This is a genomic window from Weizmannia acidilactici (assembly GCF_008974225.1).
Classification (GTDB): domain Bacteria; phylum Bacillota; class Bacilli; order Bacillales; family Bacillaceae_C; genus Weizmannia; species Weizmannia acidilactici.
Window position 1 is genome coordinate 1 of sequence record NZ_BKZR01000024.1, and the last position, 19014, is coordinate 19014.

The 19014-nt window shown below is 43.6% G+C and carries 24 protein-coding genes and 2 pseudogenes; 12 read left to right on the plus strand and 14 right to left on the minus strand.

What is annotated here, in order from left to right; all coding sequences use genetic code 11:
- Positions 1–322: 322 nt before the first annotated feature.
- The 6 genes from GBH70_RS09920 (at position 323) to GBH70_RS09945 (ending at position 7016) form a co-directional block, all read left to right on the plus strand.
- On the plus strand, positions 323–1015 hold the full coding sequence (locus GBH70_RS09920; RefSeq protein WP_151680898.1) for a response regulator transcription factor: 693 nt from the start codon (positions 323–325) through the stop codon (positions 1013–1015).
- Positions 1012–2016 carry a sensor histidine kinase gene (locus GBH70_RS09925; protein ID WP_151680899.1) on the plus strand — a complete coding sequence of 335 codons (1005 nt, stop codon included), beginning with the start codon at positions 1012–1014 and terminating at the stop codon, positions 2014–2016. Before GBH70_RS09920 ends, GBH70_RS09925 begins: the two co-directional genes overlap by 4 nt.
- Positions 2017–2113: 97 nt before the next feature.
- Positions 2114–2872, plus strand: a complete 759-nt coding sequence (locus GBH70_RS09930) for an ABC transporter ATP-binding protein (RefSeq protein WP_151680900.1) — start codon at positions 2114–2116, stop codon at positions 2870–2872.
- Positions 2862–4808, plus strand: a complete 1947-nt coding sequence (locus GBH70_RS09935) for an ABC transporter permease (RefSeq protein WP_151680901.1) — start codon at positions 2862–2864, stop codon at positions 4806–4808. The genes GBH70_RS09930 and GBH70_RS09935 overlap by 11 nt, the downstream gene beginning before the upstream one ends.
- A gap of 876 nt (positions 4809–5684) precedes the next feature.
- The gene (locus GBH70_RS09940) at positions 5685–6713 is read left to right on the plus strand and encodes a YeiH family protein (RefSeq protein WP_253693705.1); all 1029 of its coding nucleotides are present in this window, start codon (positions 5685–5687) and stop codon (positions 6711–6713) included.
- 12 nt (positions 6714–6725) lie between these two features.
- Entirely contained in the window at positions 6726–7016 is a 291-nt protein-coding gene (locus tag GBH70_RS09945; protein ID WP_151680902.1) for a hypothetical protein, read from the plus strand.
- A 126-nt stretch (positions 7017–7142) separates the two neighbouring features.
- Here GBH70_RS09945 and GBH70_RS09950 read toward each other — a convergent pair whose 3' ends face one another.
- Both GBH70_RS09950 and yxiS read right to left on the minus strand, forming a co-directional pair.
- Positions 7143–7361: a hypothetical protein gene (locus tag GBH70_RS09950; protein ID WP_151680903.1), complete on the minus strand. Its 219-nt coding sequence runs from the start codon at positions 7359–7361 to the stop codon at positions 7143–7145.
- A gap of 112 nt (positions 7362–7473) precedes the next feature.
- Positions 7474–7782: a protein YxiS gene (gene yxiS, locus GBH70_RS09955; protein WP_151680904.1), complete on the minus strand. Its 309-nt coding sequence runs from the start codon at positions 7780–7782 to the stop codon at positions 7474–7476.
- 129 nt (positions 7783–7911) lie between these two features.
- Here yxiS and GBH70_RS09960 point away from each other — a divergent pair, with 129 nt between their 5' ends.
- Complete coding sequence (locus GBH70_RS09960; protein ID WP_151680905.1) at positions 7912–8181, plus strand: DUF1292 domain-containing protein; 270 nt, start codon at positions 7912–7914, stop codon at positions 8179–8181.
- Here GBH70_RS09960 and GBH70_RS09965 read toward each other — a convergent pair.
- The 5 genes and pseudogenes from GBH70_RS09965 to GBH70_RS09985 all read right to left on the minus strand — a co-directional run bounded on the left by GBH70_RS09965 (position 8130) and on the right by GBH70_RS09985 (position 11355).
- Positions 8130–8603, minus strand: coding sequence for a gamma-glutamylcyclotransferase family protein (locus GBH70_RS09965; protein ID WP_172968303.1), 474 nt, complete (start codon positions 8601–8603; stop codon positions 8130–8132). The genes GBH70_RS09960 and GBH70_RS09965 overlap by 52 nt on opposite strands.
- Before the next feature lie 41 nt (positions 8604–8644).
- Positions 8645–9841: a trans-sulfuration enzyme family protein gene (locus tag GBH70_RS09970; RefSeq protein WP_151680907.1), complete on the minus strand. Its 1197-nt coding sequence runs from the start codon at positions 9839–9841 to the stop codon at positions 8645–8647.
- A gap of 464 nt (positions 9842–10305) precedes the next feature.
- Positions 10306–10539 carry a type I restriction enzyme endonuclease domain-containing protein gene (locus tag GBH70_RS09975; protein WP_151680908.1) on the minus strand — a complete coding sequence of 78 codons (234 nt, stop codon included), beginning with the start codon at positions 10537–10539 and terminating at the stop codon, positions 10306–10308.
- A gap of 24 nt (positions 10540–10563) precedes the next feature.
- Positions 10564–10812, minus strand: a pseudogene (locus GBH70_RS09980) (type I restriction-modification system subunit M N-terminal domain-containing protein); the annotation flags it as partial.
- Positions 10813–11103: 291 nt separating this feature from the next.
- Positions 11104–11355, minus strand: coding sequence for a hypothetical protein (locus GBH70_RS09985; protein WP_253693708.1), 252 nt, complete (start codon positions 11353–11355; stop codon positions 11104–11106).
- A 399-nt stretch (positions 11356–11754) separates the two neighbouring features.
- On the opposite strand from GBH70_RS09985, the gene GBH70_RS09990 reads away from it, so the two are divergent.
- The 3 genes from GBH70_RS09990 to GBH70_RS17200 all read left to right on the plus strand — a co-directional run bounded on the left by GBH70_RS09990 (position 11755) and on the right by GBH70_RS17200 (position 12946).
- Positions 11755–12159, plus strand: a complete 405-nt coding sequence (locus GBH70_RS09990) for a hypothetical protein (RefSeq protein WP_151680909.1) — start codon at positions 11755–11757, stop codon at positions 12157–12159.
- Positions 12160–12528: 369 nt separating this feature from the next.
- Entirely contained in the window at positions 12529–12645 is a 117-nt protein-coding gene (locus tag GBH70_RS17805) for a YetF domain-containing protein (protein WP_371862251.1), read from the plus strand.
- A gap of 85 nt (positions 12646–12730) precedes the next feature.
- Positions 12731–12946 carry a YetF domain-containing protein gene (locus tag GBH70_RS17200; RefSeq protein WP_302466620.1) on the plus strand — a complete coding sequence of 72 codons (216 nt, stop codon included), beginning with the start codon at positions 12731–12733 and terminating at the stop codon, positions 12944–12946.
- Positions 12947–13182: 236 nt separating this feature from the next.
- Here GBH70_RS17200 and GBH70_RS10000 read toward each other — a convergent pair whose 3' ends face one another.
- Both GBH70_RS10000 and folE read right to left on the minus strand, forming a co-directional pair.
- Positions 13183–14118, minus strand: a complete 936-nt coding sequence (locus GBH70_RS10000) for an NAD(P)/FAD-dependent oxidoreductase (protein WP_151680910.1) — start codon at positions 14116–14118, stop codon at positions 13183–13185.
- A 19-nt stretch (positions 14119–14137) separates the two neighbouring features.
- On the minus strand, positions 14138–14779 hold the full coding sequence (folE, locus tag GBH70_RS10005) for a GTP cyclohydrolase I FolE (protein ID WP_151680911.1): 642 nt from the start codon (positions 14777–14779) through the stop codon (positions 14138–14140).
- A gap of 269 nt (positions 14780–15048) precedes the next feature.
- On the opposite strand from folE, the gene GBH70_RS10010 reads away from it, so the two are divergent.
- Positions 15049–15249, plus strand: coding sequence for a cold-shock protein (locus GBH70_RS10010; RefSeq protein WP_151680912.1), 201 nt, complete (start codon positions 15049–15051; stop codon positions 15247–15249).
- Between the two features lie 80 nt (positions 15250–15329).
- Here GBH70_RS10010 and GBH70_RS10015 read toward each other — a convergent pair whose 3' ends face one another.
- From GBH70_RS10015 to GBH70_RS10035, 5 genes and pseudogenes are all read right to left on the minus strand, one after another.
- Entirely contained in the window at positions 15330–15578 is a 249-nt protein-coding gene (locus GBH70_RS10015; RefSeq protein ID WP_151680913.1) for a hypothetical protein, read from the minus strand.
- Positions 15579–15738: 160 nt separating this feature from the next.
- Positions 15739–15909 (minus strand): sigma-G-dependent sporulation-specific acid-soluble spore protein CsgA, encoded by a 171-nt coding sequence (locus GBH70_RS10020; RefSeq protein ID WP_253693715.1) that lies wholly within the window; start codon positions 15907–15909, stop codon positions 15739–15741.
- Between the two features lie 6 nt (positions 15910–15915).
- Positions 15916–16074: an ABC transporter transmembrane domain-containing protein gene (locus tag GBH70_RS10025; protein WP_151680914.1), complete on the minus strand. Its 159-nt coding sequence runs from the start codon at positions 16072–16074 to the stop codon at positions 15916–15918.
- Entirely contained in the window at positions 16056–16589 is a 534-nt protein-coding gene (locus GBH70_RS10030; protein WP_151680915.1) for an ABC transporter transmembrane domain-containing protein, read from the minus strand. Before GBH70_RS10030 ends, GBH70_RS10025 begins: the two co-directional genes overlap by 19 nt.
- Positions 16582–18303 (minus strand): annotated as a pseudogene (locus GBH70_RS10035) (ABC transporter ATP-binding protein). Before GBH70_RS10035 ends, GBH70_RS10030 begins: the two are co-directional and overlap by 8 nt.
- Before the next feature lie 166 nt (positions 18304–18469).
- Here GBH70_RS10035 and msrA point away from each other — a divergent pair.
- Positions 18470–19000, plus strand: coding sequence for a peptide-methionine (S)-S-oxide reductase MsrA (gene msrA, locus GBH70_RS10040; protein ID WP_151680916.1), 531 nt, complete (start codon positions 18470–18472; stop codon positions 18998–19000).
- Positions 19001–19014: the final 14 nt, after the last annotated feature.

The window sequence follows — 19014 nt, forward strand, 5'->3', positions numbered from 1 at the left end:
CCGATCCAGTTTGCCGGGATTTACCGCAAGTTTTGAATGCATCGGCTCTTTTTCAAAACTGATTTCAACCGTTCCCGAATGTAAAAAGCGACTGTCCGCCCCGTTTATCTTTCTTGCCCATTGTCTCACTCCCCTTTCCGCTTATTTTAATATTAGCCGGGGATGGAAAAACATACAGCCATTCATTTCCAATCTTAATGACAAAGAAGTAAAAAATTCCTAATAAACAGAAACTGATGTTCTTAAGATATCGATCCTGGGTAGCAGGCTTGCCCTTTTTCTTGTAAAATCGATAGTAGCAATACAGAAAAGAGTGGTTTTCTTGTTTAAAATTTTGATCATTGAAGATGATAAGACGCTTTTTCGGGAAGTAAAAGAAAGGCTCGGGCAATGGTCATTTAATGTCTCAGGGGTTCACGATTTTCATAACGTAATGGAATCGTTCGCGGCATTTCAGCCCGATCTTGTCATCATTGACGTCCAACTACCAAAATTTGACGGTTTCCACTGGTGCCGGTTGATCCGCGCGCATTCCCATGTTCCAATTATTTTCCTGTCTTCGCGCGACCACCCGACTGATATGGTGATGGCGATGCAGCTCGGGGCTGACGATTATGTGCAGAAACCTTTTCATATCGATGTTTTAATCGCCAAAATACAAGCCACTCTGCGCCGGGTGTATGCATACACAAGCGAACAGGCTGTTTTGAAAACATGGTGCGGGGCAACGATTGACTTACAGAAAAATACAGTGGAAAACGAACATGGCTGCATTGAACTGTCCAAAAATGAAATGTTCATCTTAAAGTTGCTGGTCGATCAGAAAAACCGGATTGTCAGCCGCACGCATCTGATTAAATGTTTATGGGATGATGAACGGTTTGTCAGCGATAATACACTGACCGTCAATGTCAACCGGTTACGGAAAAAGCTCGGGGAAATCGGGCTCGGCGATTATATTGAAACAAAAGTAGGCCAGGGATATATGGCGCTTGAAAAGGACGGGATGTTATGATCCGGATGTTTCTGGATGAAAGGAAAAGCTGGCTGATGATTTTTATTACGCAACAGCTGCTCCTTTTGTTCATTGCCTCCATCGACCGGCAATTTGCTGTGCAATCTGCCTTCTATATTATCTTTTTAAATTTGGTCATCTTTCTTTTGTTTTTGCTGTACCGTTATCGTAAAGAAACAAAATTTTATGCTGGCTTAAAAGACTGGGACGAAAGCCTTGACCTCAATGAATTAGAGAAACCTGACAGTCCTTTTGAAAAATTGGTTGAAACGGCGTTGGTCGCACAAACGGAAAATTTAAAAGCGGACACTGCCCGAAATGTTGCCATGCTGGAAGTGGAAAAGGACGAATTAACAGCCTGGGTCCATGAAATCAAGACACCGATGACCGCCATGCAGTTGATGATCGACCGGATTGAAGATGAAAACACAAAAGCCTCCTTAAGCTATGAATGGCTGCGCATCCACCTCCTTCTTGACAAGCAGCTCCATCAGAAACGGATTGGCAATATGGAAAACGATTTATATATAGAGAATGTCGACTTGAAACGTTTGATTCATCAAGAAATTAAAGCATTGCGGTCGTGGTGCATCCAAAAAGGGATTGGTTTTGATATACAACTTGACATACCGAAAATAGTGACGGATGCAAAATGGCTCGCGTTTATTCTTCGGCAGCTGATCACAAACGCCGTCAAATACAGTGAAGGGACGGATATCACGATTTCCGGTGAATTCAAAAATGGCCGCCTGCATTTGGCAGTGGCAGACCACGGGTGCGGCATTGACCCGAAAGATTTGCCGCGAATCTTTGAAAAAGGTTTTACCTCAACAGACCGCAGTCAAAACACGGCTGCAACCGGGCTTGGGCTGTATTTGGCCAAAAGGGCGGCGGAAAAATTGCATATCCGGCTTACGGTCCAATCCGCGCCCGGCACGGGTTCCACCTTTACACTCATTTTTCCGCGCAAAAATGAATTCCAGTACATTACCGGCATGTGACAAAACTGTCATATGCTTTTCTTTATTGTTAGGAAAATCGAAGGAAGCTTTCCGCAGGCTTTTTTATAATGAAATCAGTTAAGAGAGGAGGATACAAATGATTCTTGAAGCCAAAAATATTTATAAATCATACGGAAACAAATGGAACAAACAGGAAGTATTAAAAGGCATTGATTTAAGTATTGAGAAAGGAGAGTTTGCAAGTATCATGGGCCCGTCCGGTTCCGGCAAAACAACTTTGCTTAATGTCCTATCTTCGATTGACCATGTTAGCCGCGGCTCGATTCAGATTGGAAGAAAAGAACTTACAAAAATGAAAGAAAGGCAGCTGGCGGAGTTCCGGAAACGCCATTTAGGGTTTATTTTTCAGGAGTACCATTTGCTGGACACGCTGACGGTGAAGGAAAATATTTTGCTGCCGCTGTCTGTAAAAAAAGTTTCAAAGCACGAGGCGGACCAAAAGTTTCTCATGATTGCCGAAGAACTTGGCATTTCCGACATTCAGGACAAGTACCCGAATGAAATTTCAGGCGGACAAAAGCAGCGGACTTCTGCCGCCCGCGCTTTTATCCATGAACCAAGCATCATATTTGCCGATGAACCGACCGGCGCGCTCGATTCAAAATCCGCTTCCGATCTACTCAACAAGTTAAGCCGTTTAAATGTAAACAGAAAAGCGACAATCTTGATGGTGACACATGACGCGGCGGCAGCAAGCTATTCAAACAGGGTGATATTTATTAAAGACGGACAGATTTACTCCCAATTGCATAAAGGAGCAGAATCGAGGCAGGATTTCTATCAGGCGATCCTAAAAACTCAGGCTGTGCTGGGCGGTGTGGAGTATGAGCGTTAACGGCTTAATTTACCGCAATTTCAAAAAGAATCTTCCGCATTATGCCCTGTATATCTTTGCGCTTGCCTTCAGTGCGGCACTCTATTTCGCCTTTGTAACGCTGCAGTATGCGCCTTCTTTAAATGAAGTAAAGTCTTCCGTAAAGGGACTTGCGGCGTTTCGGTCAGCTTCCATTTTACTGGTTGTGATTGTCGCAATCTTCCTGCTGTATGCCAATCATCTGTTTATCAAAAGGCGCAGCAAGGAAATCGGTCTGTTCCAGTTAGTCGGCATGATGAAGAAAGAAATTTTTTGGATATTCAGCGTCGAAAATTTTCTGCTTTATTTTGGTTCGCTTCTGATCGGGATTTTCTTCGGGTTTGCCGCTTCAAAGCTGCTCCTGATGATCTTATTCAAAATTTTAAATATCAATATCAGCGTTGCCCTAAATTTTTCACCGAAAGCTTTCGTGCAGATATTGTTTGTTTTTACCCTGATTTTTATTCTTGTGCTATTGATGAATTACATTTTTATCAAAAGGCAAAGCATTTTAGGACTATTCCAGGCTGTTACGGCAACGGAGGACAAATCCGGAAATATCTCGGGATTTGAAATATTCTCCGGCATTTTGGGATTTGTATGCATTGCAGCCGGCTACTTCATATCCTCAAAATTATTTGACGGTGAAATTACGACGGTCAATGCCCTTTTTACGGCCATGGCTTCCATTCTGGCGCTCGTCATATTCGGAACATATCTTTTTTACAAAACATCAGTCCGCTTTGTATTTCATCTCATCCGCAAAAAGAAAGACGGTTATTTAAACATTAACGAAGTAATGTCACTATCGACAATCATGTTCCGTATGAGATCGAATGCTGTGCTGCTGACGATTATTACGACAGTGTCGGCGCTTGCCATCGGGTTATTGTCCTTGAGCTATATCACCTATTATTCCGCTGAAAAAGCAGCGAGGAATGCCGCAGCGGCAGATTTTTCATTTACAAACGCGAAGGATGCGGAGCAGTTTGCGCAAAAACTACGCACCAACAAAATTCCGTTCAGAAAAAAAGAAATTGCAGTTGTGCAGGAAAAAGCAGATTTAAGCAGCTTGTTCCAAGTTGACACAAAAGATTTAAATCTCAACCCAAAATCCGTGCAGGTTTCCGTGATCAGCGACCGTTCGGTGATAGGGCTTGATGTGAAGCCGGGGCAGGCCGTATTATCCGGCTATGTTGATGCACTCGCAAAGTTTATGCCAATGAAGTCGTCCGGAAACTTTGAGTTAACTGGAAAACAAAAAACAGCCACGCTTCGCTGTGTCGCACTCCGGAAAGAACGGCTCCTATCCAGTTATTTTTCAAACGGAGGCATGCCTGCTGTGGTTGTAGACGATGCCCTTTTTAGAGGCTTGCAAAAAGATGCGGATCCAAAAATTCAACGTTCTTCTTCCCTGTTTATCAGTGTAAATCTCAGCCGTAATCAAGATCTTGAAAAAGCCGGCCGCCTTTTCCGGAATATCCGCTTTAACAGGAATGATTCAAGTTATTCGAGCCCGGCAATGATTAAACAACAAAAAGAAAATATGGGGATCGTAATGTTTATTATTGGATTCCTGGGACTTACTTTTTTGGTCACATCCGGCTGCATCCTGTACTTTAAACAGATGGAAGAAAGCGAAGAAGAAAAACCAACGTATACGATTTTACGGAAACTCGGGTTTACTGATCATGATTTAGCTAAAGGTATCCGAATAAAGCAGCTGTTTAATTTCGGCATCCCGCTTTTGCTCGGCCTGCTGCACAGTTATTTTGCAGTTCAATCCGGCTGGTTCTTTTTCGGCTCTGAACTCTGGGCACCGATGCTGATCGTGATGGGGCTCTATACCTTGCTGTACTCGGTGTTTGCCTTGCTTTCTGTGGAAGGATACAAGAAAGCCATCCGGGATGCTTTATAATTTATAAACCCCTTGGCAGCCGCCAAGGGGTATTTTTTCTTCCGTCACGACCCAAACGGTTTCCCAGCGTGCTGCTCCAATGTCCGCCGGGTAGTTGATGCCACCCGGGATGTAATCTGTTCAATCAATGTTCCCATGTCGCCTGCCCATACACGGTTTGGTTATGCTGTCCGGACTCGATGCCTGGAAGAGAGGGGGTTCCGAAAGCAGCGATCCGCCGGCATCCCAGGCTTTTTACGATTATAAAGAAAAACGATGATAAGTCAACATTTTTCAAAATCTCAGTTGACACCTTGGATTAATTGGGTTAACATTCTAAATCATAGAAAATATTTCATAATTCATTCATACTTTTTAAAAAGGTTGAGGGGTTAGGCCTAGGAATTACCGACAACCTAAGTCCTCTCCCAGAGGTGTATCCTGCAAACATGAATTGAAAATGAAGAGGAGGTAGTTAAAATGAAGTAGATAAAAAGGTAATCAGGATAAATGTTTATTTTTGCATTTATTCCTAGTATCCCAATTTTTATAATTTCATTTATAAAGGAGTGTCTCAAAATGCCAAGTGATCTTCAATTAGAACGGCAAGTACCAAAACAAAGCAGATGGGTATCATTGATTCAAAAAGAAGACTGGTGGACCGTTTGGATCGGTTTGTTTTGAGTCGTTTTCGCAATTATTCTCTGGCTGGCAGGACCATCCATTACATTATTCACCCCTCAGATTCCGACCTGGTCGGATTTTCATTCGTTCACTTCCGGTTTGACGCATAACCTTGGGAAGATTTTTCTTTTATTTATCCTGTTGGCCGTACTTTTTTCAATCGCCGTATCTTTTCAAGGCGTAAAGGTAACCCATTTTATCGCAGGGTTTCTTTTGCTGTTTGTTTTAAGTGTTCTTATCAATATATTCAGCGCCTGGAAATGGGCGGGCCAATACGGGATAGAAGCACCCTTAGCAGCACTTGTTTTGGGCCTCTTCATCGGAAATCTTGTAAAAATCCCTGTTTGGTTCGATGCTGCTTTACGGACAGAGCTATATGTTAAAACCGGAATCGTCCTTATGGGGGCAACCCTTCCTTTTACTATGGTTGTAAAAGCCGGGCCGGTTGCCTTCCTCCAGGCCACCATCATTGCCGTTGCCACTTTTCTCATTATATATTTTACTGCAACCAAATGGTTAGGCCTCGATAAAAGGTTCGCGGCAACACTGGGCGCGGGCGGTTCTATCTGCGGGGTATCGGCTGCAATTGCAATGGGAAGTTCGATTAAAACGAAAAAAGAACATGTGTCGATTACCATTTCATTAGTTGTCATTTATGCGATCGTATTTATATTCCTATTATCTTTTCTTATTAAATTATTGGAAATCGAATCGGGACCGGCCGGCGCCTGGATTGGGACTTCAGAATTTGCGGATGCAGCCGGCATTACCGCAGCCAGCGCTTTTGGCGATCAAGCCCTTTCTTCTTTTACATTAATGAAAGTGATCGGACGTGACATGTTCATCGGGATTTGGTGCTTCGTTCTGGCCTTTATCTCCATCACATTTTGGGAAAAAAAGAGTGCCGGGACAAAAGCGAATGCAGGACAAATTGTCTCCAGATTTCCTAAATTTGTTCTTGGATTTTTTATTTCATCGATTCTGCTGACATTGTTACTTGCGAACGTTTCTTCCGGCACACAGGAAATCATCAGTACGGATGTAACTGCCCCCATTAAAACAATCCGGACATGGGCATTTACATTTACCTTTTTATCGATCGGCTTAACTACCCGTTTCAAAGATTTGACTGCTGTCGGATGGAAACCTGCTGCTGCATTCGGGATCGGTGCGATCATTAACGTCATATTAGGGTATCTGTTATCCGTTGTCTTTCTACATGCTTTTTGGTCAAATATTTAGGGGCATAGGGAGATGCGTATGAAACGAGAAAACGAAACCTGTATTCAGCACATAAAAGTGTCCCTCCCCTTCCATCCTAAGAAGGCTGCTGATCCGAACCAAGCCGGCAAATGCCGGCGGATGATTGAACTTTTACAGAAAACAAATGTAAATTGGAAAATTCACAGAACCCAAAACCTGATTGTACTGGAAACCACAGATCTTGATTTCAATCGTCTCACCGAGTTTTTATCCAAAAACGGCATTGGAGAAACAGATTATGATCTGTCCGTTGAGTATGAACGCAAATGGGGGCTGCTTTAGCAGGATCCAGTGTCTCAAAAAATAATCGCCATTCAAAGAAAGAATCTCCCCGGTAATGAAGGAGGATTCTTTCTTTCAAAAGCTATTCATGGCTTTTTATGATTCCAAAAGTTTTTCCCATGCCAACTATTTGATCTTAACATCCATGATCGCTGAACAAGCGCGAAAAATGGAATCATGATCAACACTTCTATCTGTTCCTGCTTCCAGCAAACCATAGTGCTCTGTTCTGCTATTTTCACCGTTTATCCATGCAATGCTTAAACCGGTTACATGGTCGTGATTCATACGCTCTTTTATTTTCAATTCACAATTGCCCCCGCAATCCCCATCTTTTTTCAGCAAACAAAAAGCTTTTCTTCAATCGTCGCTGTATATACCAAACCGGATTGATGATTCTTATAAAGAAAAGGGTTCTCCTCTTCCATATATAAAGTTGATTCAACTGCAGGTTAAATCATTTACTTTTACTATGGAATTTTTGAATTTCTTCAAATACGACAAATGCAAGGTCACCATTTCCAAACAGGGATAATACATTCAATACCGTGTCATTGCTGATGTCCCCCGCTTCTTCTTTTGGCAGCGTACGTTCAATTGCTTTCTTTAACAACAGGTTTTTTTCCTGCCTCGGGTAGGCGCGTCTATACAGTTCTTCCGGATCAAGCCCGTGATTGACACACCATTGGGCAAAAACAAGAACCATCATTTTCTCGTCGTTTTGGTAACGTTGAATGACTTTTTCTTTCAAATCTTTTTTAGCCACGAAAAAAACTCCTTTATGATTGCACACTTATTTCCATAATAACCCATTTTGCTTTGTATGGCATGATTTATTCTGTTTTTGAAAAAATACAATACAGATACTTGATTACACGCTAAAGGAGGATACCCTGTGGCAAATATTGAAAAGGGCGAAGTATTTACAATTACCGAAGACGGCCGGGAACAAGAGGTCAAAGTGATCGGCGTGATGACGCTTAACGGGACAGAGTATGCCGCCGTCTCGTTTGTCGAAGATCTGAAAGAAAATACTAACAAAGACCTGGATGTATTTTTCTTAAAAGCAGACGATGAAGGCGACTTGGACACGCTTAGTTCTGAAGAAGAATTTCAAAAAGTTTCAGCCGCCTTCGGCCAGGTGCTGGGTGGGGAAAAAGCATGACACCAAAAGCAATGCCGCGGGTTTTGGCATTGCTTTTTCTGTCTGTGTTTCCAACCGCCGGTTTCTATTTTCTCCATGCATGTGACTTGGTCCGGCGCGTACACATATACATAGGCACCAATGGTTTCGTGCCCTGCATGGATCGTTTGTAAAGTTCTGTCGTAGTCGTTGTTTTCCCCATCCCCCTCATAGCTTTCAAGCCAATCCAGCTGCGCCAATTGTTCTTCACTTATTTCATATAATTCACCATATACTCTCCCCGTCTGGCCGGTTACCATTGCTGGATATCCCTGTCCAGTGTCATACAGGTTGCCGGATGTCCAGCAGTTGCAGACTAGACATTTTGCCTCCTTTAAAAGATAATGGTTCTCTTCCCCTTCCCGTAACGTGCCGTATACAAAAATGCGGATTGGTTGATTCAATTTTGTTATCCTTTCTAAAAAACGTACGTTCCTTCCTCATGTCAAATTTGCTGCAATGCCTGCCACACATCTTGCTTCAAATCTTCAATATGCTCAACTCCGACTGAATAGCGGACAAAATTCGGCGGAATTCCAGCAACTTTCATCTGTTCTTCCGTCATCACCCCGCCCCACATGGCAGCAGTATGGACGGCAAGAGAGTCGACGCCTCCTAAACTAACCGCATTGAGCGAAAGTTGCAAAGACGCTACAAACCTTTCCGTCGCTTTGTAACCTCCTTTTATTGCGAATGCAATAACAGCCCCGAAACCGCTCATCTGGCTTTTTGCCAAATCGTGCTGCGGATGGCTCGGCAATCCCGGGTAAAATACTTGTTCAATTTGCGGCTGTTCTTCCAAAAATTCCGCTAAAGCGAGGGCATTCGCATTAATTCTTTCCACGCGCATTGGAAGCGTCCGTAGTCCGCGCAATAACAGCCAGGCATCCATTGGCGATAGTACCGAACCGATTGAGGTATGTGTACGCCAAATTTGTTCAGCCAATTGTTCACTTGTACAAATGGCGCCTGCTGTAATATCATGGTGCCCGCCTAAATATTTTGTCACACTATGTATGACAATATCAACGCCGAAGTCATGCGGGCGCTGGTTGATCGGTGATGCAAAAGTGTTGTCTGCTGCCACGAGAATGCCGCGCGGGCGTGCGAGATTGACAACAGCGCGCAAATCCGTGATAACAAGTGTAGGGTTTGCCGGCGTCTCAACCATGATTAATTTTGTATTCGGCCTAATCGCTTCTTCAAATGCATGAATATCCGATTGTTCGACAATAGTGACTTCCACGCCAAAGCGCGGCAGCATCTCATCCATAATTTTCGCGGTGCTCATATAGTGCCGTGTCTGGGCAATCACATGGTCACCCGCACGCAACAAGGCAAGGAGCGTTGTGGAAATGGCCCCCATACCGGAACCTGTAAGAAGGGCGGTTTCTGTTCCTTCCAACTCCGCAAGAATTTTTGCGGCACGTTCATGTACCGGATTGCCGTATCTTGTATAATATTCGGGATGACGCGGTGTTCCAGCCATTTTTGCAAAATCAGCGGAATCTTCCGCTTCAAATGTGGCGGTATAATAAATGGGCGGAGATACCGGGCCGCCTTTCCTGCCATCCGCGTGGATCACCACGGTTTCATTGTGGCGCCAGTTCTTTCCGGCCGGTTTCAAACTTTCTTTTTCCATTCACCAGGCTCCCTTCTGCTTCTTTCAGTGTAGTTAAAGAATAAATTTTCAATCAATTGTTATTATTATACCAAGAAGTAATATTTAGGTAAACATGCAGTTAAATAAAACAGGCTTACACAATGAAAAAACTTCGAGCCAAGCCTGGTGTCATGATAAAGATTTATTTTAACTGTCCTTTTTGGTTTACAGTAAGAAAGAATATGCACATATAAAAGGGACCACCATTTGGCGCCGGTATCCCTGTTATACAGCAGCACTGCAAGATTTGCAGTAATCCTTGGGAGAAATAACCCTTCGACCATTGGGTATAGCGGGGAGGAATATTTCTTTGTAGAAGAATTGCCTCCTACTCATAAACAATAACCTTCCATGCGTGGCTGGTGAGTTATTTCTTTTTTGTTGCAAAAATCACAACAGATCACTGATACAATCAACACTACAGATGCCTGCATCGAAATCGATTACCTTTTTCGGGCCAGAAAGAGAAAATCGATTTTTTTATGTTTACATTCCCGCAGCCTGCAGTTTTGCCTGTTCGAGAACGTCTTCGACTGCTTCGTTTCTTTGTTTGGCGGGTAGCCGTGTTTACGGAGCACTTTTTTGATAAAGAGCCGCAAGCGGGCCTGTGCCTGTTCTTTCTTATCCCAGTCGTGGGTGCGATGTTCTTTCACCGTTTTTGGACAAGTCTTTCGCAATCGCGATCAAAACCTCGTCTTCAGTTTCGCTCGTTCCGAGATGTAATTCCAACGCGCATCGGCAGGTACCCAAAAAATTACGTCCGCCGTGTAAGCGTAGCGGTCTTCGGCAAAATACGGATCCAGTTCCATCAGTTCCTCCCATTTTTCCTGGAACGTGTCCGACACGTATTTTAAAAAGATCAACCCTAATACCACATGTTTATATTCAGCGGCATCCATATTGTTGCGCAATTTGTCCGCCGCTGACCATAACTTTTCTTCAAAACCGATTCTGCCATGTACAGTAAACTCCCTCTGGAATATGTTTTTATTTTTATTATAGCAAAAAAGCCACCCACCATATGGGAGACTTTTGAAAAATGCATTTTAAAATGCCAAAAGTTCAGTTTGATGTTGCGTTTTTTATAAATTAATACGGCTTCCAAGTATAAGGTGTTTGCGAATTTTCCATAAAATTCTTACGATTTATATTCGGCAATTGAAAACAATATCAATGTCAGATCTGGAGCTTTTGGCCCCGCTGATTTATGAAAAAAAGAACCGGAATTTCCGGTCCTTCTTTTAAAATCCTCCTTCATACGGCGTAAACGGGATTTGCAGCCTGTTTTCCAAAACGCGGACGCGCTGGTTTACACGCTGCAGACGGCGCTGGAGTTGCTGGATTTCCCTGTCCTGGCGCTCATTTTGCCGTTCCAGCTGGTTAATTCTGCGTTCCAGCCGCTGGAATTGTGGCAGCTGCAATTGCCTGTAAGGATCATATGGCTCCTGATAATAATCAGCCGGGCTATACGGATCGTGGTAAAATTCATACACTGGGCATTCTCTCCTTCTTGGTTAATCATTATAAATTACGTAGGCGTTCATAATAGGTCACGGTAAATGCCCAAATTCCCGCAGCCTAAACTAAATTAAAAAAAGGAATCACGAAAACGATGGACCGCTGATTTTCTTAAATTTTTTCGTATTTCTATTATTTAAGAAAAAGGTGTTCAGATAACCGCCAGGGATATAAAAAAAGTGAAAAGATCAAATAAAATACGTTCCGGCGAAGATTCAGTAAACAGCACAGAAATGTTCTATCGGATACTCCGCTCAAGTCTTATTCCTATCCGTCACGGAATATTGATTTAACGTATAAGTAAAAAACAACCGGATACATTAATATCCATCCTGAATATAATACAATTATCAGCGTGTGGTGAGGTGTAGGAATTGGGCGTTTCTTTTGAAAACAGCTTTGATCAAAAAGAAAAAATTAAGGAAATGAGAACAAAATTAGAAAAACAAGTTGCTGTTGGCATCTGGCTTCAATTTATTGGGCATTTTATAGAGGTATTAGGCTTATATGAACTGCTTCAGCTAAACGAAGATTTAATTTCGGAAGGAGATGTTCAAATAGCATCAGGTTCTTTCATCGGGACAATTGGTCATTTATTAGAAGCAATTGCTGTATCCAGCCAAATTTTTACCAATGATAAAAATCAGAAACTGAATGAACAAAAACTCGCAGTCACCGGGGATTCATTGGTTTCATTAGGAGCAGCCATAGAAGTATCAGGAGGGTTGGAAATATTAAAAGAGGAAGAAACCGGCCACAGTACAAGACTCGTGCCATAACGGTCCCTAAACAAAAGCCTCTTTCGTTTCAATATTGCATTCTTCCATTGAAAAAATTGCATCAATACCCAATAGGCAACAATTGATACGGAAAAGGATGTGTCATTACATGGATTTTTTTCAAAGCCAGGAAACGCTCACCATTTATGGTTGGATGCTTCGGGCGGTTGTTTCTTTTTTATTTTAGTGTTTGTATCTAGAGTCTTAGGCCAACGTATGATTTCCCAATTAAGACTTCTTGATTTCGTTATTGCTTCGATCATTGGAAACATTATTGCCCACCCGCTTTCAAATCCACATCTTAGTCTTAAAGGATCCCTCGGTACAACCATTGTGTTGGTCATCATGTACCTTGGAGGCGTTTTTATAATGTTGAAATGGCCATGGTTCAGAAAACTGATTAACCATAGACCGATAACGATAGTCCAAAACGGTGAAATACTTTATAAAGGATTAAAAAAAGCAAGAATATTTATTGATGTTTAACTAGAAGAATTACGTGAAAAAAGTTGAAGATGTTAAGAAATTGGCTTTAGCAATTTGAGAAGCAAATGGAAAAATTTCAATCTTTCTGGATCCCAAATACCAGTCCCTTACACCCAATTCCAGCTTGGAATCCGGAGTATTCAATTTGCCAAGAATCCTTATTAAGGAAGGCAAAATAAATTTCAAGGAGCTGGAGGAAATTCATAAGGATAAACGCTGGCTTATTACCTCCTTAGAAAGCTTATATCAAACCGAAGTAAAAATGTTCTGCTCGCCACATATGATAAGAAAGATCAACTAAAGATTTTTTATACAAGTAATTTAATCACGATTTGCATATCAATGATTTACAGCAGTAAAAAGGCAATCAATAAAGAAAAAGGATGCCCGTTTATCAGATATATTCCTAATAAACGAAACAGACTTCTATTAAAAATATCTGTCTGATTATTGGCGGTATTTTCGGGCATCCTTTATTTATTCATTTACCTGCTTCCAGATGCCGGCCCACCCGCTGCAAAACGTAAATGACTTTACTCAGTGTACGATATGCCCGGTTAAAAGGGATGCAATATGCTTCGCAGCCGCAGCCCCCTGCCCGGCCGCGCCGGCAATGCTGGAGTAGTGCGGCCCTAAACAATTGTCCCCGATCGCATACAGCCATTCACAGCTTGTATTTCCGGACGGTCCCGAAACAATATAGCCATTTTCATCCGTCTCAACAAGTTCTTTTACAAGAGCGCTGTTCGGTTTCGTGCCGATTCGAATAAAAACGGCCGAAACCGGCAGATACGAAACATCTCCCGATTGGTTTACCAGTTCTACCGCTTCAACTTTATCTTCGCCGGCAATCTCGGTAACTCGCGTCTCTATCAGCAAATGGATATTTTCGCATGCTTTCGCACGGGTGATATATCCGCTTCTCGCTTTGAAACGGCCTGAACGGTTGATTAAATAAACACGTGCGCCCGCTTCAGCAAGCAAAATGGCTCCTTCAAAAGCCCGGTCCCCGCCGCCTGCAACCGCCACTGTTTTTCCCTTGAACAGACAGCTGTCCCGGGTTGCGGAGTAATTTTCGCCCCTTGCGAGCATTTCCTTTTCGCCGGGGATGCCAAGCCGCTTCTGGATTGCACCTGCAGCAAAAATTAAATAGCGGAATCTAATGGCCTCCTTTTGCCCTCTTGTTTCAACTGTTGCATAGCGCCGCCCGTCGATCTCCAATACTCGCGTGTTCAGCTGATACCGGCATTGCAGTGTGTGTACATGTTTGAGAAAAATTTTCCGCATTTCTTCCCCATCTCTTGCAATAAGGCCCGGATAATCGATAATGCGGTTGTGGATCATGGACAGCTGGCCGCCGAGCGCCTCTTTCTCCTCTACAAGCAGATGATTAATGCCGAGGCGCTTGCACCAAATCGCCGCGGAGATGCCGGCGGGCCCGCCCCCGATAATTAATACGTCCACATCCTGCATAAACACCATCCTTCAATTTCTATTTGATTAAGGACAAAAATTCGGCACGCATATCCGGCCGTTCGGCGAAAATGCCGCGGTAAGACATCGTTGTTGTTGACGCGTCCGATTTTTTGACTCCCCTGCCGCACATGCACATATGTTTCGCTTCCACGACGACCATCGTGCCCTGTGGTTCCAAAATTTCTTCTACGGCATCCACAATTTGCGATGTCATTCTTTCCTGAACTTGGAACCGTTTGGCATAGCCGTCCACCATTCTTGCGATTTTGGACAGGCCGGTGATTTTTTCATACGGCAAGTACGCGACATGCGCCACACCGAAAAACGGCGCAAAATGATGCTCGCATATCGAATAAAATTCAATATCTTTAACGAGCACGAGCTCCTGATGGTCCACATCAAACGTTTTCGTTAAATGAAGTTTCGGGTCTTCACGATAGCCTTCTGTGTATTCCAGAAAAGCTTTCAGTACCCTGTACGGCGTTTCCAGCAGCCCGTCACGGTCCGGGTCGTCACCGCACAAATCAATCAGGCTCCTGACCGCTTCCATAAATTGGCCGGATTGCTCAAATTTTTTGTTTAATGCTGATATGTCATCTATTTGATCTTTAAAAATTTCTTCTATAAGTTGATGTTCCTTTTGTCCGGAAAAGATCATGTATTGGAACAGCTCCTTTTTTGCTTTAAAATTGGAACGGGTTTTCACTATCCGATTAGTTTTAAGTGTACAGCATACCTTTTGATTATATCAAATGGTTGAACTTATATGCATTCGTAAAATATGTAAAGGCGATTGGGAACATTTTTCGATTCCTGCATTCCGGGTTCCCGCCGTAGCGGGAATTTCATATTTTAAAAATAGACGTTTAAAAGCAAGATGTATGGTTATATTAAGACCAAATCGTAAAAATATTAGGAGGCAAAAATGTGGAACACGGTACAGTAAAATGGTTTAACAATGAAAAAGGTTACGGTTTTATCGAACGGGAAGGCGGAGGTGATGTTTTCGTCCACTACACCGCGATCCAGGGTGAAGGTTATAAAACACTTGAAGAAGGCCAAAAAGTCACTTTCGATGTAGTAGAAGGCGCACGTGGGCAACAAGCTGCAAATGTGCAAAAAGACTGAAACGGTGCTTACAACAGCATCGTTTTTTTCAGGAAAAAAAGAAACCCCGTAACATTACAGGGTTCCTGCCGAGCGAAAAATTATCCCACTTTTTTATATGGATCGCCTTCCGGATATTCTTCCGGCAATTCTTTCCCTGATGCGCAAAGCATTAACAAATATGCCATCCCGAGCCCATACGTTATCATTCCCCCAAGCAAGAACCCCCAAAACAAAATCAACTCCCAGTCTGTTTTGTTAGCGTTTACAATGAAATGAAATGCAAGAAAAAGTACACTAATGATCAGTTCAGCGGTTGCAAGCACATAATAACCCTTAAATTCCCTCATTTTACAACCCCCCTTTGCTATATTATATTATCGTATGTTCACAAAATGTTCAAATTTTAAACGCATTTTTTAAATTTCTTTGCTTTTTTGTGGACATTTTGATGAAATTATGCATATAACGCCGGGAGGGTTATTTGTTAACATAATAAAATTATAGTCGTCAAGTTAACAGCACAAATACTTCGTTTAATTCCAGCAGCCGTTTTTGATCCTGCGCCTGTTTGGCATAGTCCATCTCCCGTTGCAGTACTTCATTTAAATAAGCAGTTTCCGTTTCATTTTTTCCACGGAATTCTTCGAGCAGATGTGTTTCCTGCGAAAAGGATTTCACGATTTTTTACCCTGACAAACTTTCTTCTATAAAACCGTTTAAGGCGCTAAGGTATTGCTGCTGCTCTTTAAAGAGTCTGCCTGTGCGCTTTGTAATCCATTTCATCCCGAAATACATGACCGGCACGACAATCAGCGTCACGAGCGTCAAAAGCGCCTCAGCCATAGCATAATCGCGGCCATGCCCGATATCGTCAAGGTGCTGGAAAAAATTTGGATTGCCGAGTTGTTTAATGTTTGCGAGACATTGTCAATATCGTTCGTGACGCGGCTCATTAGCTCCCCGTGCTGGCGGCGGTCGAAAAACGAAATCAGCAGCCGGTGGAACTGCTCAAACAATTGCGTCCGCATTTTAAAAACCGTATCCTGCAAAATGCCGATCATCAAATAATTTCCCAAAAAGGTTGAAGCGGACTGGAGAAAATAGACGCCGGCCAAAAGCACAATAAAATCAAGCAGTTCGGCGCTTGAACGGTGCCCAATATAATGGTCGATTGTGTAACCAATTAAGTATGGCCCGAGCAGTCCAGTTACCGTACTGACGGCAACCATGAACAGAACAAGAGACAAAAGCCCAAGATGCGCTGACAGGTAACGCAAATCCGCCCGCCTGACTGTTTTCCAGGCGTTTTTCGGCTTTTCTACTTTCACCGGCCCGCGCGCGTGCGGCGGCCTAGGCATCGTGCGTCCACTCCTTTACAAATTGGGATTCCACAATTTTACGGTACAGGGGAGAAGTTTCCATCAATTCATGATGCGGCCCGTATGCGGCAACAGCCCCATCATTCAAAATCAAAATCCGATCTGCCGCCATTGCTGTGCTCACCTTTTGCGTAATCATCAGGATGGTGCAGTCGTATTTTTCCAGTGACGCAAGCAATTTCGCTTCTGTTTTCAAGTCGAGCGCACTTGTGCTGTCGTCAAGCAGCAGGATTTTCGGCCGGCGGATAAGGGCACGCGCAATCGAAAGTTGCAGTTTTTGCCCGCCGGAGAAATTTACGCCTTTTTGGCCGATCAATGTTTCAAACTGTTCCGGCAAGGTTTCGATCGTTTCATAAATTTGTGCATCTTTTGCCGCCTGGACCATTTCCTCCAGCGATGCGTCCCGTTTCCCCCATTTTAAATTTTCCGAAATCGTGCCTGAAAACAGCAACGATTCCTGCGGTACATAGCCGATTTGGTCCCGCAAAGTTTTTAATCTGAAAGAGGAAACGGGGATGCCGTCGATTAAAATCCCCCCGCTACTCGTATCATATAACCTCGGGATTAGCTGGAACAAAGCCGTTTTTCCGGATCCGGTTGCCCCGAGTACGGCAATTTTCTCTTTCGGCCGGACAGCAAAAGAAATATCTCTCAGCACATCCCGGTTCGTTGCAGGATAACGGAACGTCACATGGTCAAACACAATTGCCGCCTTCCCGGATATCGGCATCTTCCCCGTTTTCCGTCTGGGTCACATTCGCGTGCAGCACTTCATCCGTGCGTCCGAGCGAGGCCTTCGCGCGTGACAGGTTGCTGATGATCGTCGAGAACATCGAAATGGATCCCGTGATGCGGAAACCGTAGTTGACAACCGCCACGATTTCCCCGATCCGGACATGATGCGCATACAGCTGCCTGTTTCCGGCCCAAAGCACAACAAGGATGGCCAGGTTCATGATAAACAACAGCATCGTCCCGGATACTTCGATAAGCTGAAGCACCTTTTTCGTATCATCGCGCAAATCACGGTTCACTTTGGTAAAAATTCCCTCCTCATATCCGCTCCGGTTAAAAGCGCGGATGAGCCGCAGCGCTTCCAAATTTTCCCGCAGCACCCCGTTTACTTTGTCAAGCCGCTGTTGGACTTCGCAGAACAAACGGTCTGTCACTTTTTTGATATAAACAAGAAAGAATGCGGCAAACGGTGCTGCTAAAACAATGGCAAGCGCCAGTTTCCAGTTTACCAAAACCGCCATGGCCAAACTGCCTACAACAAGCAGCGGCGCCCGCATCATAATCCGGAGCGAACTGAAAGCCGTGTGCTGGATTTGCGTAATGTCGTTCGTCATCCTTGTTACGAGCGAAGATGTCCGAAACTGGTGCATATCCGCGTAAGAAAATGACTGGATTTTTTCATACAGTAGCATGCGCAGGTCACAGCGTAATACTGGCTGACATACGATGAGAAAAAAGAATTCGAGATTCCCGACAAAAATGCCAGGAGCGCCAAGGCGATCATCACAGCGCCCCATTTTATAACCGCGCCCATGTTACGGGCTACGATCCCATGATCGATAATTTTCGATATAAAAAGCGGCTGCAAAAGCTCGACAGACAGTTCAACGAGCATGAAAAAAAATGCAACCGCGATTTGTTTGCGGTAAGGTTTTATATAGGATAAAGCCCGGTCCATGCCATTTCTCCGCCATTCATTTCGATAAACGAAAATTTTCTTGATTGTTATATTATACTATCCGGACAGCCCCACGGAAAAGCGGAATGCACGGCAAAATAAAATCCATTGTAATCTTGGCCGGCGAATGTTACGATTTAAAAAAAGTATTTTTGGAGGGGAACGAATGGTACAGAAATTCGAAAAAGCAACATTTGCGGGCGGCTGTTTTTGGTGCATGGTGAAACCTTTCGACAAGTGGGACGGCATTGAAAAAGTCGTTTCCGGCTACACGGGCGGGGATGTGGAAAACCCTACATACGAACAGGTAAAAACCGGGAAAACCGGCCATTATGAAGCTGTCCAAATTACATATGACCCTGAAATTTTCCCGTACGAAAAATTGCTCGAAATCTTTTGGCAGCAAATTGACCCGACCGATGCCGGCGGGCAGTTCCAGGACCGCGGCAGCAACTACCGGGCGGCAATTTTTTACCATAACGAAGAGCAAAAACGGCTTGCCGAAGCGTCAAAAAAGGCGCTGGCTGAAAGCGGCAAATTTAAAAAGCCAATCGTGACCGAAATTTTGCCTGCAAAAACTTTTTATCCCGCTGAAGATTACCACCAGGATTTTTATAAAAAGAACCCGAAGGAATACCATGAGGACCGGGCAAAATCCGGGCGCGACGAATTTATTGCCGCACATTGGAAAAATTAAGCAGTGTCATCCCA

Excerpts from the sequence above, each read along its gene's own strand:
- GBH70_RS10030 (WP_151680915.1), bottom strand. The coding sequence starts at position 16,589 with ATGCCTAGGCCGCCGCACGCGCGCGGGCCGGTGAAAGTAGAAAAGCCG.
- GBH70_RS09935 (WP_151680901.1), top strand. The coding sequence starts at position 2,862 with ATGAGCGTTAACGGCTTAATTTACCGCAATTTCAAAAAGAATCTTCCG.
- GBH70_RS09925 (WP_151680899.1), top strand. The coding sequence starts at position 1,012 with ATGATCCGGATGTTTCTGGATGAAAGGAAAAGCTGGCTGATGATTTTT.
- msrA (WP_151680916.1), top strand. The coding sequence starts at position 18,470 with ATGGTACAGAAATTCGAAAAAGCAACATTTGCGGGCGGCTGTTTTTGG.
- folE (WP_151680911.1), bottom strand. The coding sequence starts at position 14,779 with ATGATCTTTTCCGGACAAAAGGAACATCAACTTATAGAAGAAATTTTT.
- GBH70_RS17805 (WP_371862251.1), top strand. The coding sequence starts at position 12,529 with ATGTTGAAATGGCCATGGTTCAGAAAACTGATTAACCATAGACCGATA.
- GBH70_RS09945 (WP_151680902.1), top strand. The coding sequence starts at position 6,726 with ATGCGTATGAAACGAGAAAACGAAACCTGTATTCAGCACATAAAAGTG.
- GBH70_RS10000 (WP_151680910.1), bottom strand. The coding sequence starts at position 14,118 with ATGCAGGATGTGGACGTATTAATTATCGGGGGCGGGCCCGCCGGCATC.
- GBH70_RS10015 (WP_151680913.1), bottom strand. The coding sequence starts at position 15,578 with ATGAGGGAATTTAAGGGTTATTATGTGCTTGCAACCGCTGAACTGATC.
- GBH70_RS10025 (WP_151680914.1), bottom strand. The coding sequence starts at position 16,074 with ATGGCTGAGGCGCTTTTGACGCTCGTGACGCTGATTGTCGTGCCGGTC.
- GBH70_RS09930 (WP_151680900.1), top strand. The coding sequence starts at position 2,114 with ATGATTCTTGAAGCCAAAAATATTTATAAATCATACGGAAACAAATGG.
- GBH70_RS09970 (WP_151680907.1), bottom strand. The coding sequence starts at position 9,841 with ATGGAAAAAGAAAGTTTGAAACCGGCCGGAAAGAACTGGCGCCACAAT.